The sequence below is a fragment of the Roseixanthobacter glucoisosaccharinicivorans genome, from assembly GCF_043195095.2.
Taxonomy (GTDB): Bacteria; Pseudomonadota; Alphaproteobacteria; order Rhizobiales; family Xanthobacteraceae; genus NCEH01.
Window position 1 is genome coordinate 146,510 of the sequence record NZ_JBAFWN020000003.1, and the last position, 14,224, is coordinate 160,733.

A 14,224-nucleotide genomic window follows, 5' to 3' on the forward strand; every position below is an offset into this window, starting at 1 on the left:
GAGTGTGTGATGTTCAGGTAGTCCGCTGCCCTTTGATGGATTGGGCCTCGGCACGCTCCGCCTCGATCTCCCGCACGATCTTCTCTTGCTCGGCCCGTAGCTGCGCCAGCGCGTCCGTCTGGATCAGCGTCTGCGGCAAAGGCTGCGCGGGATGCTCGGCGAGAACACGCGCGGCTTCAACGGCAGCGGCGGCCTCGCGCGCCTCGCGGGCTGCGGCTTGTTGTGAGCCTCGGACGATTGCCCTCTCGGCCGTCAGCTCGCGCTGCGACTGCGGGTCGAGCCCGCCCCGGCCTTCCTGGCGCCGCTCGGCTTCGATCGCGCGATCGGCCAGCCTTTCGGCCGAGGCCGCTTCTCGATCTTCTTTTATGCGAACCTGCTGGGCGTGGGCGATCAGCCGATCCGCATTGGGCCCGGCGATCGCCTCGACCTCGGATCGCGAGAGCTGCCGTGCACCATTTTCCTGGGCGCGCTGCAGGTCGACGCGATTGGCCAGCGTCTCGAGATAACGCGCCGACGTCTCCCGGAACTGCTGCTTCGTCTCGCCATCGAGGAGGTCGCCGGTGCGCGACACCGCCTCGTTCATGAGGCGAAGATCCTTCGCCATCTGCTCCGACGTGATCGCCATGTGCTGGTCCTCCTTGGTGAGATGATCCACCCGCTTTCCGATGGTGTGAAGAATAGTGCCGACCGTCTCCGCCATCGTCAGCCGCTCGAGCATGTGCTTCGCCACAGTATTGTCGGGCTGCTCGCGCGCCACCATGCTCCAGGCATTGAGGCTCTCATTGACCACACGCCGCTCGGGCTCGGAGGTGGGCAGCCTGATCGGATTGGTCCGCGCCGCGGCGATCCGCTGCCGGGCATTGTCGATGAGACGCTGGTTGGCCGGGTCCCCGGCATAGGCGCGATCCCGCGCTTCGCGTGCCGGACGTGGACGCTCGGCGACGTCGACGATCGCCTTGTCGCGCGCGCCGTAGCTTTGCGCCGACGCCCGCTCCATCGCCGAGGTCGCGACGATCTTGAGGCCCTCCGCCTGCGCATGCTGCGCGTAGCTTTCGCGCCAGCCGCGGAACTCGCTCGGCCCCGGGTGGATCTTCTGCCCGGATTCGTTCTTCACCGTGATCACGGCATGGATATGGATGTGCCCGTCGCTCTCCCGATCGACATGTACGCCGAACAGGAAGCGGTGATCGGCGAATCGGTCGTGCAGGAAATTGCGCGCGGCACGGCGCAAAGCCTCCGGATCGGGGCCAGCTTTCGACGACAGCATCAGGTGCATCGTGTCGCGGGGCGATTGCGAGCGCAGCGAGCGGCCCCACTCCTTCGCGGCGTTGCGGGCGGCGGCGACGTCGCCGATGGCTCTGCCGCGATCGTCGACCAGCGGCCCCCGGCGCTCGACCAACCTGTTCAACTGCCAGGTCACGCCCTCGCGTCCATGCTGTGGCTTTCCCGGATCGAGCGAGATGGCATGCTCCGCAATACCCGCGGCGGCATGGATGCGCGCCTTCATCACCGCCTCGGATCGGTAGTCGAACCGCTTCTGGTCGAAGCCGTTCTCGGCCGTGCCGATCCGCTCCACGCGAACACGGAAACGCTCCTTCGGTCCTCCGGCTGCGGCGGTGACGATATGGGCCTCAATCTCCCCGGACGGAAGCCGGTCGAGGCGGGAGGCATGACGATGACCTTCGAATCCGGCGGCGATGGCCTTCGCGTAGGTCTCACGCCCCTCGGCCGTATCAGCCACTCCATGAAGCTTGAGGCGGACGGTGACGACATCATGGCTGGGCTTGCGCTTCTCGAAATCCTTCGACCAGTCCTTGATCTCGTCGGCGACGGCCTCGCGATCCGACAGGATCCGGCCGTCATGGGTTTCGACCGGGACATCCTCGCGCTGGGCGTACTGGGCGGTCTTCGTCGCCCGCGTGACGCCGGTCGCGTAGGATAGCACCTTGACCACGGCGGGCTGATAGCCCGACGCGAGCTGCCGGGCGCGGGCGAGCGATCCCCCGCCGCCCTGCCCGCCACCCCCGCCGGAAAGACCGCCGTCGATGGGTGCGGCGGCCGAGCCGGGCCTCGGAGGAGCAGCCTGTCGTCCTGCGCCGCCGCCGGACGACGCCGGCAGCCGGCGCCGCCGCTCCTCATCCAGTCCGCCTGTCAGCGTCGCACCGCGAATGATCACATGCGCCGGCGTCGAGCCCGGCGCGGGCGCTGCCCGAGCAGCCCTTGGCCTGAGCTCCTCACCAAGCCCGCCGGACCGACGCGGCCGGCGCCGCTCGTCGCGCGCGGCATCGACGGTGCGGCGCGCGGCTTCCACCTGCTCCACCCACCACTCGATCTGCGCCGCGCGGCTCATGGCTCAGTCTCCTCCGGCAATGTCAGCCGCGCCTCGCGGCGCAGTTTCGAGCCATAAGCGACCGTCATCTCGGTGAGTTCGTCGTTGATCGCCGCGATCACATCGTGAAGCCCGCGCCAGACCGGCTCGGTGTCCTCGATGCGCACCGCCTGGCCGCGATGGATCGCCTTCAGCACCTGCGACAGGTTGCGGCCGACCATGCGGACCTGGCCGGCGAGCGCGACGACCGCCTTGGTGTTCTCGGCCGAGAGCGCCGGTCCCGCCTGCACCGAAGCCCGGATCAGCCGCCGTACCACCTCGGCCTTCGGCAGTCCAAACAGCGCGACCGCCTCGACGAGGCGCGCCTCATCCGCATCGGACAGCTCCGTCCGCAGCCGGGGCTTGCGTCTGGGCATTGCGGCGGAACGGGCCAAGGCCAGCCTCCCCTTCCCTTCACGGCGAACCGGCTCACGGGTGCAACCCGGGAGCCGAACTCCTGCCGATCCGACCAGGATCGGCAGCATGCGCGCGTCAGCGCAATGGCTGCGTTCAGCAGCCTCCCCGGGTTTGGCCCACAAACCGGTATCTTGTCAATCAATATCTAATACACTGAATGTTAGAAGTCTGCGCATAAAGGGCGGCAACGCCCGCAGGAGCAGTCCGTATGAATCCACCGGCCGCATGGCGCGAAGCGCCCCCCTTGTGGATCACTCGACGCCGCAAAGCGCTCTGCAGGGCAGGCCAGGGCATAACGCATTCACCCATTGCCGTTCTATCTATTTGAGACAATGCCGCATTTCGCGAATACGTTATTGTCTGGGTGATGGAATGCGGTAATCCCGCATTGCCCCGCCTCGGCAAGGCCGCATTGCTGTCTCCGGTTATTGCCGCATCACCAGAATGACGGAATCCAACAGAGCGACAAGACATCATTGCAGCGTTGTCGTTTGTCTATTTTATTGTATGTTGTCATTAACGGAGTGAGCCATTGCGGCACTGCCGCATCGACCCGAGGGACGCATGCCCAGCATCTTCGCCATCGCCAACCCCAAAGGCGGCAGCGGCAAGACCACCGTCGCCATCATCCTCGCCGGCGAATTCGCCAGGCATGGCTACTCCACCGCCATCGTCGACGCCGACCCGCAGGGGTCCTCCTATCAATGGCACGCCTCGTCGGTCGCGCGCGGTCTGAGCCCGGAAGGGGTCGATCTGGTGCGTGCGCCCGACGAGAAGGCATTGACGCAGGCGATCGAGCGTCTCGACAGCTATGACGTCGTCGTCGTGGACACCCCCGGCTACTACGGCAGCGTACTGGTTCAATCAGCGCTCCGCGCCGACCTCGTCGTTCTGCCCTGCAAGGTCCACACCTTCGATGCTTCGCAGGTCGTTCGGACCATCCGCAATCTCCAGCAGCACGCCGACGAGGCGAAGCTGCCGATGAGCCAGCACCGCGTCCTCTTCAACGAGTATGACAGCCTCGACCGCAACACCCGCCCGCTGCGCGAGGTCCTCGCCTATCTCAATGCCGAGAACGTCCCCGTCTGCGCCAACGCGCTCTACCGCCGCATCACCTATCGCACCATGACGAGCGGACATGGCACGCTCTACCAGATGAGCGACAAGGACGAGTCGATCCGCAAGGCGCGCTACAATGCCGATCAGGTCGTGCGCGAATTGCTCGCCGCTAGCCAGGGCGTCACGCAGGACGACAGTGCGGCATGAGCGATCCGGTAAAAGACCCGCACCCTGATCGCCCTGCCCTCCCTCGCGACGCGTTTCGCGCGCAGCGCCTCGTCCCCGTGGGAACCGCCGAGCCGGCCTCCAAGCCGGTTATCGTGACCCCGGAATACGAAGACGGCGCGCACGCGCCGATCTCGACGCTCGGCGCCAGCCAGGGAGAGCCGGCGACGATCGCTGCATCGAGGCCGTTGCCCAGGGCAAAGGTGAAGCCGGAGATCTCGCGCAACCCCTTCGATGCCTATGGCGAGCGCTCGTCGTCACGCCCTTATGCGCTGCGTCTTCCCGACGCCATCGACCTCGTCGTCCGGCAGATCGCAGCTGAAGAGCGGACCCATCCGCTGCGCGTGATCGATCGCATTCTTCACGATCACCTGAAACGGATCGGGCGCCTGCCACCCCCGCGCGGCGCCTGACCACAGGCCCTTCGCCGTATTTGCGAAGACCGCTTCCAGCGCCTTCTCCCGGACGCCATGCGAGGATAAGCAGCCGGGGACGCCGTCGCTGACAAAAAAAGGGGCTTACGCCCCCTCCGCTTCGCGACCCCGACGCTCGGCTTCCGCGAGCAGTTCTTCGAGGCGCCGGAGCCCGTCCCGCCGCTCCTTGCGGGTGAGGATGCAGTGCGCAAGCTCGGCGCGCAGCTCGGTGATTTCGGCGTGAATGTCGAGAAGCTGTGTCATGTGAACCTCCTTTGTCTTGATGACGGAGGCAGCCGGCCGGGCGTTGGAGGGACGGGTCAGGGATCGCGCAGCGACCGGCAGCGCCGGCGCGTGGGGGAGCCGATTTTGTCGTCGTGCAGCGGCGTCAAAATTGGGGGCACCGCGTGTCCTTGACGCGGCCCGACTGCCGGTATGATGGGCGGTCATTGAGAGAAAGACGGCCTGGCTCGACGCTGCGGCCGGGCTCCCTTCACGGCGCGCCGGCGCTGCAAAGACGGGGATCCGGTATCAGCTCCCGGTGAAATCCTCTGGCCAGATTTGCGCGCCGTGAAGGACACGCAGGATGCGGATCGTGCTCTCGGTCACCGCGTAGGCCGCGATATAGGGCGTGCCGGAGATCACGAGTTCGCGCGTGCCCGCGACGCGGCCGGGCCTTCCGCTTTCCGGGAACTCGACGAGCCGGCGCGCTGCAGCGGCGATCCTCTCGTCGACGGCGATGGCGGCCCTCGGGCTGTCTGCCTCGATATGCGTGAAGATGCCGTCGCGGTCGGAGAGCGCGAAGGCGGACCAGACAAGCCTCATCAATCGGCCGAGGCGGCCTTGCGCCGGGCTGCCGCCCGCCGTGCCGCGAAATGATCCTCGACCTCGTCGTCGGAAACGTCGGGTCGGCTATCCGCCAGTGCTTCGAGCACCTTTGCGCGGAACCATGCGTCATGCGCCTCGCTGTTGCTGACCAGCTCGAGCGGCAGCGCGCCTTCATTGGCGGTCCGGGTCAGCAGAATGCGTACCGCGTCGGATACGGTCAGGCCCATGCTTTCGAGCACAGCGGAGGCCCGGTCCCTCACGTCTGCGTCGATGCGGGTCTGAACCAGGGCATTGGCGGCCATGTCGATCTCCCTTCCTCCTGCCGCAATGTAATGCAATTGAATGACGATTGCCAGTGCCGCTACAGACCGCACATCCCCTTGCATTCGTTGGGCCACCGATCGCGTTGCACGTGATCGGTGTCCATCGAGAGATCGGCCTCATCCAGAGGCACGGCGGAGCGATGGAGAAAGACCTCGCCCCGGATTCCACGCAGTCCGCACCGGATCGTGCGATCGACCTCAACTGGATCCGCCCATGATCGATCGCATTCTTCACCACTACCTAACACGGATTGGACGCCTGCCACCCCCGCGCGGCGCCTGACCACAGGCCCTTCGCCGTACCTACGGCGCTCTATGAAAGCGCGGTCCGGCTACGGGCCTGCTCCGCTACGCTCCGGTCGCGTTCCGCGACTGGACAGCCGCCGTTAACAACCTCGACTCAAGGACAAGACGGTCGTTTTCGACATCGTCGAAGCGGCGAACGACACGCCGTCCCGGATCCGCCAGCTTCACTCACCACGTGACATCAGAATTCCCGATGTCTGTGGGGAAAGCGCAACGGCCGCAAAGTTGAGGCACGGAACCAACCAACATGCGCGCGGCCTCCGAGCCTGCTCGACGGAATTCCGGCGGGACCTCGCAAGGGCCTGGTCCCCAAGGCCAAGGTCATCTGATGCGCGGAACATTTCAGTCTCGATTTCGGGCAGACATGAGCGCCATCAGCATCGGCCCCAGCGAGAACGATCCGGCCTGCGCCCGTCGCGTCAGGGCTCGCAGATAGCCGCCCGGGCTTTTGATCGCGGACGCGCGCTGCAATATGGCAGCGACAACGATGCAGGCCTGCACCTCGCCCAGCACCGCACAGGCATCGGCCCAAGCACTCGGGCTGATCCCAAGCATCGGCCGGATCACAGCGGCGGTCGCGATGAAGTCGCGCCAGTGCGAAATCCCGTGTCGGGCATAGTCGGCGAGGTCCGGACAGGCCTCCAGCACCATGCCCAGCGGAAACGCCATTTCCCCCGACCTCATCGGTTTGGGGTCTGGCTCCGACCTCGCCGCCCGGCTTTCTCGAAAGCCAGGTTCAGGTTCATTCGAGATTTCGGTGTTTGAACTCTGTATGTGGTGCTCGGAACGGGACTCTGTGGCGCCTGATTCCGCTGGTTTTACGTGTTGTTCCAACGCTGTGAGGATGATTGCGGCCAATTCGGCGAGTGTTTCCGCGATTGGCTCCAGCGCCTCGAGATCCACACGGCGCGGGATAGAGCTGAGAATATCGATGAAGCTGCGATGCAGACCGGGCCAATCGGCCGGCACGCGCTCCTCGATCCCCGTCGCGATCATCTTTGCGATGTCGCGTCGGCAGAGCGCGACGGCCTGGCGCGCGAGAGCGAGCGCCCGTCGCTCGGCCCGAATGGTCTCGGCCAGGGCGGCGAACTCGTCGGCCCTGGCGATGAGCGGGCCGAGATCGAAGCCGAACGCCTGTTCGACGTCGCCGGCGGCGCCCTTGCGCGCGAAACGCTTGCCGTTCGGGCTGTCGCGCCGCAGGATCAGTCCGCACTCGATCAGCACGGCGAGATGGCGGCGCAGCGTCGAGGGCGCGATGCCGTGAGCCCGCAACATCAGTGCCCTGTTTGACGGAAAAACGACGAGGTCGCCGGCACCCGAGACCAGCACCGTGTCCGGATGGAACGTCAGCAATGCGTTCAACACCGCCAGCGCGCGATCGGAAATGTCGAGCGCCGCCTTCGCCTCGCAGACGAGCCGAAACACCTGCCACTTGTGGACGGGTTTGCCGTTGGGGCACTCCTTCACGAGGCGCTGCGTATTGACGACGGCGCGCGACAGCGCCCGCCGCCCGAAGGGTGTCGTTGGGATTTGGCCAAGCATCTGCATTCGCGTCCTCTCTTTGCGAGAGCGCGGGGCAAACAAAGACCGTGGCGTGAAAACGCAGGCCTCTTGAACTGTCGGATGGCGAGGGCTAATATGCTTGTGTGTTTTCGGGCACCGCTGACGACGGCAATCGTCGGCCCGTCCATCGTCTGAGAGACCCGGCTCTGCCGGGTTTTTCTTTGTCCGAGCGCACCTCTTCCGTTGAAACCGAATCCGTACATTATATTGAATGTCGAACGTCAGTCCAACGTGCTGGCGTGCGCCTTGTCGGGCTGCGCGGAGGGTCGCAGCCCGTCTTGGGATTCTATGTTCGAGGACGCGCCGATGAGAACCAAAGACTGTCGCCGGAAGGCCGCGCACGCGGCCGAGGGTCGTACGCTGCTTCGGACCTTTCAGGCGTCGATCGAGGCGATCCGATGCGCGAGCGGCCTCAGCCGCAAGGCCTTTGCCGCGCAGCTCGGTCTGGCGAGCTCAAGTTACTTCCACCTGATGACGCCGAATGCGAATCCGAGCCTGGATTACATCGAACTGATCGCCGAACGCGCCGGCGTCGAACCAGCGGGGCTGCTGGCGCGACCGGCGGCGACGGCAGAGCTCGAATCGGAGCAGACGCCAGGTCTCTTAAGACGACTCGATTCAAGGGGTTAGGCAGGATTTCGATAACATTCAATATACCAGATGATGGAGTTGCTGTATCATGCCGCTCGGCTCAATCTTGAGCCTTGGAGCCCCTGCCCTCCCATGCCCCCCGCCCGCAAGCCGCTGCCCGTCGATCACTCCATCCTCAACGAGATGCTGGCGATCCGGCTCCAGCAGCTCGAGAGCGAGAATGGCGGAATGGAGGCGTTCCTGCCGAAGACAGGATTGGCGCGCGGGACCTATTACACGATCCTTCGGGGGATCGGGAATCCGACGTTGAAGACAATGGAGCGCATCGCCTCGAGCCTCAATATGAGCGTCCTCGAGTTGCTCGGCTTCGAGATCGACGATGCGCGGCGTGCTCTCAGGAAGAACGGCGTCGATTATGACGAGGTCGTCTCTGCCATCGATAAGAAGAACCAGGCCGACCGACGCCTCGCCCGGCAATCGCGCTCGAGCAAGCTGCCGGGATAACCGCGTTGGCCGGGCGGCGCTCGCGGGAACAGAAGGTCGCCGACCCCGCTGTTGGGCGGGGCCGGCGGCTTCGGGTCAGCTGGCGGGGTTCCAGATGATGACCTTCTTGGCGGGATCCTCGCCCGGCGCCGGCGCCACGTTGCCGTAGATGGTGCCGAACTCGGGGGCCGAGAGCGAGACCGAGATGTACTCCTCGCCGGTGGTCTTCGAGATCCGGTTCCAGCCGGCGCCCAGCTCGAAGCCGTTCTTGCGCGAGATCACGCGGTAGTCAGGCTCGTTGTCCTTCGCCTTGCGGGTGTTCGGCACCAGCGCGATCGGGGCGGTGACGTTGAGGGTGGCGAGCGTGCCTTCGAGGTTGCCGTCCGCCTTCTGGGTGAGGGTTGCGATCGTGGCCATGTGAAGTCTCCTTGAGGTTGCTCGGGGACCATCCCCGATGACGCCCAAAGGAAGGGGCCGGACGCCGTCGTCACCGCAGCGCAGGGGAACCCCCGGTCGGGGTCCCCGCGATGCCCGCATCGTGGGGTGGCCAGCGGGGTTGACGGCACTAGGCGGCCGAGACCCGGACACAGGCGGCAAAGAGGAGGGGATGGGCTTCGAAGCCACCGACCACAGGAGCCCCTGCCACCAGGCCATGCCCCGCCCTCGCCCCCACCAGGCAGGACCCGCACCGCAGCGCCCGCCCCCCGTCCCGGCCACTGCCAGTCGCGACGCCGGCGCTCACACCCGCTGGCGGACATCCGGCATACGCAGGTCGATCACGCCGACGGCGCCGCGCCGGCGCCCGCCGGAACCACGGACCGCCACCAACGGCAGGAACCCTCACGTCGATCCCCAGCCACGGTCCAAGCTCTTTGCAAACACCCAGGCTTAGCGCCGGGCCATCACGCCCTGGCCAGCATCGGCCCGATACACCCGAAGCTCGACGTCACCTAACAGCGGGGTCGGCGCTCCCGCCAGGCCAGCATCTCCGTGCCGAGCCGATCGCGCAGCCCGCCGAACTCGAGATCTCACGGGAACTCGGTTGAGAAGTTAAGGATTCATGCCCTCATTGACCCGTGCTAATGGAGAAAGATCTCCCAACTTGAATCGGTTCCATGAAACGCCCGACGAAGCCTTTTGTTGTCGAATACAAGCGCAGCGCGCGAAAAGCCTTCGGACCGTCGACGATCTCGGCAAGGGATATGGCTGCGAGCCTTCCGACACCCGCAGCTGATTCGATCCCGAAATCTCCGCAGGCAGCAGCCTCCGCACTGTTCGAGATCACAAGTCAGTCGAGTCCCACCTCCAATTCGGTGCCGACGGAGCCGCGTATCTTGCCGGTCCTTACGGTTGAAGGCGACCGCACGCCTGTAACCGAGCAGACCCAGGACGATCCCCTTTGGCTGCATGACCCGTCATCACCGGCAATCGAAGCGAGAGCGTCACCTCGCAGGACAAAGGCGCGGAAGCAAGTTGCGGTTTCCGCGCCTGCCGATGTCGGTGCAGGCCCGCAGATGGCGCCGGCAGGGGATGATGGAGCGAGGGCTGGGACTTCCGAGCCGCGCACCGCTTCACTCCCGGCAGTCCGCCGGCGCCGAAGACTGCTGGAGGGGCAAGATTGTTTGCCGCGTGGGCAGCGTTGGAAACGGCGATTGCCGAAGTTCATGCGGTAGCTAGCTTCTCTGCCGCTTCTTTGCGCTCGCTGTAGCGGTTGGTGAGATAGGGGGAGAGATCGCGTGTCAGCAGCGTGAACTTAACCAATTCCTCCATCACGTCGACCACCCGGTCGTAATAGGAGGATGGCTTCATGCGGCCCGCCTCGTCGAATTCCTCGTAAGCCTTGGCGACGGAAGACTGGTTGGGGATGGTCACCATCCGCATCCAACGGCCGAGCACACGAAGCTGGTTGACCGCGTTGAAGCTCTGCGAACCGCCGGACACCTGCATGAGGGCCAACGTCCGGCCCTGCGTCGGCCGTATCACGCCAACCGATAGTGGTATCCAGTCGATCTGCGCCTTCATCACCGCGCTCATGGCGCCGTGCCGCTCCGGGCTGGTCCAGACCTGACCCTCGGACCATGCCGATAGATCGCGCAGTTCTCGCACCTTCGGATGGTCGATCTCCGCGCCGTCGGGTAGCGGCAGGCCGTGCGGATCGAAGATACGCGTCTCCGCACCGAAGTGCTTCAGCAGACGTTCGGCCTCCAGCGTCAGGAACCGGCTGTAGGAGCGTTCGCGCAGCGATCCATAGAGTAACAGAATACGCGGCGGATGCGTCGAGGGCGTCGCGCACAGCCGGTCGATGGTCGGCACGTCGAGGTTGTCGACAACGACATTGGGAAGATCGTTCTGCATCAACGGTGGGCCTCGGCAATCGCCGCGACCTTGTCGCCGCGCTCGTACCAGCCCTTGGACCTGTTCACGATCCAGACGACGGTGAGCATGACCGGCACCTCGATCAGCACGCCGACGACGGTGGCGAGCGCAGCTCCGGAATGGAATCCGAATAGACTGATGGCGGCGGCGACCGCCAGCTCGAAGAAATTGGACGCGCCGATCAGTGCCGAGGGGCCGGCGACGCAATGCTGCTCGCCCGCAACTCGGTTGAGGATATAGGCCAGCCCGGCATTGAAATACACCTGGATCAGGATCGGCACGGCGAGCAGCGCGATCACCAGCGGCTGTGCGATGATCTGTTCGCCCTGGAAGCCGAACAGCAGCACCAGCGTTGCCAGCAGCGCGACGAGTGAGACCGGGCCGAGCTTGGTCAGCAGCCGATCGAGCGCGGCTCGCCCACCTGTCGCCAACAGTCGGCGTCGAAGAAGCTGCGCGATGATCACCGGAATGACGATGTAGAGCACGACCGAAAGAACCAGCGTGCCCCATGGCACGGTGATAGCGGAGAGGCCGAGCAGCAGGCCGACGATCGGCGCGAAGGCCACCACCATGATGGCGTCGTTGAGCGCTACCTGGCTCAGCGTGAAATGCGGCTCGCCCTTGGTCAGGTTCGACCAGACGAACACCATCGCGGTACAGGGCGCTGCGGCGAGGATGATGAGGCCGGCGATATAACTGTCGATCTGATCGGCCGGCAGATGCGGTCGGAACAGCCAGCCGATAAACAGCCAGCCGAGCAGCGCCATCGAGAACGGTTTCACCGCCCAATTGATGAACAGGGTGACGCCGATGCCGCGCCAGTGGCGGCCGACCTCGCCGAGTGCCGCGAAATCGATCTTGAGCAGCATCGGGATGACCATCAGCCAGATCAGCACGGCAACCGGCAGATTGACCTTGGAAATCTCGGCCGCGCCGATCGCTTGAAATGCGCCGGGCATGATGTGCCCGAGCGCGATGCCGGCGACGATGCACAGCGCGACCCACAGCGTGAGATAGCGTTCAAAAATGGACATGGGTTTTCCTTACGCCGTCGCGACGCGGCGGCCGCGCTCGTCGATGACGCGCTCGCCGTCTTCCTTGGTAAACGCGCCCAGTTGCGAAGGCAGCAGATCGAGAACCTCTTCTGACGGCCGGCAGAGTCTCACGCCTTTCGGCGAAACGACGATCGGCCGGTTGATCAGGATCGGATGCGCCAGCATGGCGTCGAGAAGCTCGTCATCCGTCAGGCCGGGATCGCCGAGACCGAGTTCGGCATAGGGCGTTCCCTTCTCGCGCAGCAGCCCGCGCGTGGAAATCCCCATCCGCGCGATCAACTGGACCAGCATCGCCCGTGACGGTGGTGTCTTCAGATATTCGATGACATGCGGCTCGACGCCGGCATTGCGGATCAGCGCCAGCGTATTGCGCGAGGTACCGCAGTCGGGGTTGTGATAGATGATGACATCCATGATCGACCTCACGCCGCGCTGTGGCGGGGCGAGGTTGCCCCTTCGAATTGGCCGATCTCAATGAGCTTCGCCTTGAGCGAGGCCTTGTCGAGGCTTGCGACCGGCAAAGCCGCGAAGACCGAAATCCGGTTCCTGAGGTAGCGGAAGGCGGCGACAAAGGCGGCCTGCTTCTGGATATCCGTGCCTTCGACCGCGGCGGGATCCTCGATCCCCCAATGGGCCGTCATCGGCTGGCCTGGCCACACCAGGCACGCTTCACCGGCGGCGTTGTCGCAGACGGTGAAGACGAAATCCATGACAGGGGCATCCGGCATCGCGAACTCCTCCCAGCTCTTCGAGCGGAAGCCCTCGGTCGGATAGTCGAAGCTCTCCAGCACCTTCAGCGCGAACGGATTGATAGTCCCTTTCGGTTGGCTGCCGGCGGAGAAGGCACGGAAGCGGCCGCCGCCATCCTTGTTGAGAATGCTCTCGGCGAGGATCGACCGCGCCGAATTGCCCGTGCAAAGGAAGAGGACATTGTAGATACGGTCACTCATGAACAGCCTCCTGGGTGGCTTCATTTTTGGGTGTGCAGCAGGGCGACAGGTCGGCGATCAACGGGGCGCAGATCTCCGGGCGCCCGCCGCAGCAATCCTTGACGAGGTAGAAGGCAAGCTCGCGCACCGCATCAAGCTTGGCTCGGTAGATGATCGACCGGCTTTGCCGCTCGGCTTCGATGAGCCCGGCGCGTGTCAGGATCGCCAGATGGGTCGACATGGTGTTCTGCGGTACGCTCATGTGCCGGGCGATGTCGCCGGCCGGCAGCCCTTCCGGTTCGCGTGCGATCAGCAGCCGGAACACGTCGAGGCGCGTCGACTGGGCAAGCGCCGCGAAGGCGAGAATGGCTCTTTCTGATTCCATAATTCGAGATTACTCGATATATGGAATCATGTCCAGCCAAGCATGGTAGTGAAGGTCACCTGCCTGAGACGGCAGCTGCGCGGAGGTTGCGGCGAATCCATCTTGATTATTCTGGTTATCTATTTATATGGATAACCATGATAACCAACGAAGGGAACGCGGCCATGGCTGCCACCGATGCGACTGGCGCACTCGCCGGCTTCGCCACGATGACCGGCACGCCGGAGCAGGTCCGGCATCGTCTCGACCATCTCGGCGGTAAGCCGAAGCAGGTCATCGCTTTGACCCTCGAACACGGCAGTGAGCCGGCCGTGCGCGCGCTCGCCGAGACGTTCGAGAGCATCGCACCGCTTGTCGGCGCCATTCTCGCACGCCGCGAGACTGAGGCCATGCAGTCGATCCTTGAACTGTTGGTGCCTCACGTCCCTCCCCCCCAGCATATGTTGCTCGAGGCGCGGATGACGGCTGAGGCGCGCAAGGCCGTGCTGGAGAGCGGTGAATGGCTGACGGCGGCCCAGATCGCCGAGATGGCCGGCTTCAGTACCAACAATCCCAGCGCCCAGCCGAACAAGTGGAAGAAGGATGGCATTATCTTCGCAGTTCGGCATCGGGGGATCGATTACTTTCCTGGCTACGCGCTGGATCCGAAGACGGGCTATCGCCCGCTCAAGGCTCTCGCCGCCGTGCTCAAGGTCTTTAACGGCAGCAAGGACGATTGGGGGCTCGCATACTGGTTCGCCTCGGACAACAGCTTCCTCAGCGGCAAGCGTCCGCAGGATCTCCTGGTGGAGCAGTCTCAGCGCGTGATCGCGGCGGCCGAAGATGAGCGGCAAGGCGTGACGCATGGCTAAGCCGCCGGCCGAGCCGAAGCACGCAAAGGCGAAGGCCCCCGACGATGCAACG

General features: G+C 64.9%; 17 protein-coding genes and 1 pseudogene. 5 read left to right on the forward strand and 13 right to left on the reverse strand.

Annotated features, from left to right (window positions below):
* Window positions 1-13 precede the first annotated feature (13 nt).
* Window positions 14-2,350 (reverse strand): relaxase/mobilization nuclease domain-containing protein, encoded by a 2,337-nt coding sequence (locus V5F78_RS24585; RefSeq protein ID WP_394071871.1) that lies wholly within the window; start codon window positions 2,348-2,350, stop codon window positions 14-16.
* Window positions 2,347-2,763 (reverse strand): hypothetical protein, encoded by a 417-nt coding sequence (locus tag V5F78_RS24590; protein WP_394071872.1) that lies wholly within the window; start codon window positions 2,761-2,763, stop codon window positions 2,347-2,349. The genes V5F78_RS24585 and V5F78_RS24590 overlap by 4 nt, the downstream gene beginning before the upstream one ends.
* A 586-nt stretch (window positions 2,764-3,349) precedes the next feature.
* Here V5F78_RS24590 and V5F78_RS24595 point away from each other — a divergent pair.
* Together V5F78_RS24595 and V5F78_RS24600 are read left to right on the forward strand one after the other, a co-directional pair.
* On the forward strand, window positions 3,350-4,051 hold the full coding sequence (locus tag V5F78_RS24595; protein ID WP_126280900.1) for a ParA family protein: 702 nt from the start codon (window positions 3,350-3,352) through the stop codon (window positions 4,049-4,051).
* Complete coding sequence (locus V5F78_RS24600) at window positions 4,048-4,482, forward strand: hypothetical protein (RefSeq protein ID WP_394071873.1); 435 nt, start codon at window positions 4,048-4,050, stop codon at window positions 4,480-4,482. The genes V5F78_RS24595 and V5F78_RS24600 overlap by 4 nt, the downstream gene beginning before the upstream one ends.
* 105 nt (window positions 4,483-4,587) lie before the next feature.
* On the opposite strand, the gene V5F78_RS24605 is transcribed toward V5F78_RS24600, so the two are convergent.
* The 5 genes and pseudogenes from V5F78_RS24605 to repC form a co-directional block, all read right to left on the reverse strand.
* Window positions 4,588-4,746, reverse strand: a complete 159-nt coding sequence (locus tag V5F78_RS24605; protein ID WP_298310033.1) for a hypothetical protein — start codon at window positions 4,744-4,746, stop codon at window positions 4,588-4,590.
* Between the two features lie 267 nt (window positions 4,747-5,013).
* Window positions 5,014-5,307, reverse strand: coding sequence for a type II toxin-antitoxin system RelE/ParE family toxin (locus tag V5F78_RS24610; protein WP_298310031.1), 294 nt, complete (start codon window positions 5,305-5,307; stop codon window positions 5,014-5,016).
* On the reverse strand, window positions 5,307-5,612 hold the full coding sequence (locus V5F78_RS24615) for a type II toxin-antitoxin system RelB/DinJ family antitoxin (protein ID WP_298310029.1): 306 nt from the start codon (window positions 5,610-5,612) through the stop codon (window positions 5,307-5,309). Before V5F78_RS24615 ends, V5F78_RS24610 begins: the two co-directional genes overlap by 1 nt.
* A 59-nt stretch (window positions 5,613-5,671) precedes the next feature.
* A pseudogene (locus V5F78_RS24620) lies at window positions 5,672-5,851 on the reverse strand (hypothetical protein); the annotation flags it as partial.
* Window positions 5,852-6,281: 430 nt separating this feature from the next.
* Window positions 6,282-7,481: a plasmid replication protein RepC gene (gene repC / locus V5F78_RS24625; protein WP_394071880.1), complete on the reverse strand. Its 1,200-nt coding sequence runs from the start codon at window positions 7,479-7,481 to the stop codon at window positions 6,282-6,284.
* A 309-nt stretch (window positions 7,482-7,790) separates the two neighbouring features.
* Between repC and V5F78_RS24630 the strand changes: the two genes are divergently transcribed.
* The gene (locus tag V5F78_RS24630; RefSeq protein WP_394071874.1) at window positions 7,791-8,132 is read left to right on the forward strand and encodes a helix-turn-helix domain-containing protein; all 342 of its coding nucleotides are present in this window, start codon (window positions 7,791-7,793) and stop codon (window positions 8,130-8,132) included.
* Window positions 8,133-8,162: 30 nt separating this feature from the next.
* Window positions 8,163-8,597, forward strand: a complete 435-nt coding sequence (locus V5F78_RS24635; protein ID WP_394015542.1) for an XRE family transcriptional regulator — start codon at window positions 8,163-8,165, stop codon at window positions 8,595-8,597.
* A 75-nt stretch (window positions 8,598-8,672) separates the two neighbouring features.
* Here V5F78_RS24635 and V5F78_RS24640 read toward each other — a convergent pair whose 3' ends face one another.
* From V5F78_RS24640 to V5F78_RS24665, 6 genes are all read right to left on the reverse strand, one after another.
* On the reverse strand, window positions 8,673-8,993 hold the full coding sequence (locus tag V5F78_RS24640) for a DUF736 domain-containing protein (protein ID WP_394016449.1): 321 nt from the start codon (window positions 8,991-8,993) through the stop codon (window positions 8,673-8,675).
* A gap of 1,245 nt (window positions 8,994-10,238) precedes the next feature.
* A complete protein-coding gene (arsH, locus tag V5F78_RS24645) occupies window positions 10,239-10,931 on the reverse strand; it encodes an arsenical resistance protein ArsH (RefSeq protein WP_394016356.1) in 693 nt (230 codons plus the stop codon).
* Window positions 10,931-11,986 carry an ACR3 family arsenite efflux transporter gene (arsB, locus tag V5F78_RS24650; protein WP_394072508.1) on the reverse strand — a complete coding sequence of 352 codons (1,056 nt, stop codon included), beginning with the start codon at window positions 11,984-11,986 and terminating at the stop codon, window positions 10,931-10,933. Before arsB ends, arsH begins: the two co-directional genes overlap by 1 nt.
* Before the next feature lie 9 nt (window positions 11,987-11,995).
* Window positions 11,996-12,421: an arsenate reductase (glutaredoxin) gene (gene arsC, locus V5F78_RS24655; protein ID WP_394072510.1), complete on the reverse strand. Its 426-nt coding sequence runs from the start codon at window positions 12,419-12,421 to the stop codon at window positions 11,996-11,998.
* An 8-nt stretch (window positions 12,422-12,429) separates the two neighbouring features.
* Window positions 12,430-12,957: an arsenate reductase ArsC gene (locus V5F78_RS24660; RefSeq protein WP_394072512.1), complete on the reverse strand. Its 528-nt coding sequence runs from the start codon at window positions 12,955-12,957 to the stop codon at window positions 12,430-12,432.
* Window positions 12,950-13,321, reverse strand: coding sequence for an ArsR/SmtB family transcription factor (locus V5F78_RS24665; RefSeq protein ID WP_394072514.1), 372 nt, complete (start codon window positions 13,319-13,321; stop codon window positions 12,950-12,952). Before V5F78_RS24665 ends, V5F78_RS24660 begins: the two co-directional genes overlap by 8 nt.
* A 164-nt stretch (window positions 13,322-13,485) precedes the next feature.
* On the opposite strand from V5F78_RS24665, the gene V5F78_RS24670 reads away from it, so the two are divergent.
* On the forward strand, window positions 13,486-14,172 hold the full coding sequence (locus V5F78_RS24670; protein WP_394072516.1) for a hypothetical protein: 687 nt from the start codon (window positions 13,486-13,488) through the stop codon (window positions 14,170-14,172).
* Window positions 14,173-14,224 lie beyond the last annotated feature (52 nt).